Genomic DNA, 691 nt, shown 5'->3' on the forward strand with positions numbered 1-691 from the left:
GGGGCAAGGTGAGTCGCGAGGCAATTTGGCTGCAGGTGGTCGTGGAGAAGTGCTGCCACTGACTGAACGTGACTATTGGATCGTTGATCAGATAAAAGATGATTTACTAGATAGGGGCTTGTTATTTGTAGGTATCGATGTGATTGGTGATTACCTGACAGAAATAAATGTCACCAGTCCAACCTGTATTCAGGAAATTGAAAGGGTTAGCCAAATCAAAATTGCTGATAAGCTAATATCGACGATTGAGCAGAAATTGAGTGCTAGTAAAAAGTAATATGAAGCAAGAGACGCAATCTGTAGGGGAGCTAAATTGGCAGTGGTAGCACGAGCAATGGGTGTTAGCGATACTGATCGTCTTAGTTTTACGGTTTTTGTCGCGCTGGCCTTACATAGCTTAATTATCCTGACCGATTTTCTGGAAGAAGATCCGGAGCCCGTGGCGTTTACTATGGAAATTACGCTTTCTCGCTTTGAGGATGAGACCAAGCCAGATAAGGCGGACTTCTTTGCCGAGACCAACCAGCTTGGCAGCGGTACGCTAGAAGAAAAAGCGAGAGTCACGACGCCGATTGAATCGAAGCAGTTCAATGCCCTGGAGCAATTAGCCAGCTCTCCAGCGCCAACACAAGACAGTATAGAAAAGCGTGATAAACAGGTGATCAGCTCGGTATCGGGCGAAAGGCTAAGA

General features: G+C 46.2%; 2 pseudogenes. Both read left to right on the forward strand.

Annotated features, from left to right (window positions below):
* A pseudogene (locus A3729_RS06110) lies at nucleotides 1-277 on the forward strand (glutathione synthase); the annotation flags it as partial.
* A 36-nt stretch (nucleotides 278-313) separates the two neighbouring features.
* Nucleotides 314-691 (forward strand): annotated as a pseudogene (locus tag A3729_RS06115) (hypothetical protein); the annotation flags it as partial.

Source organism: Oleiphilus sp. HI0043, assembly GCF_001634935.1.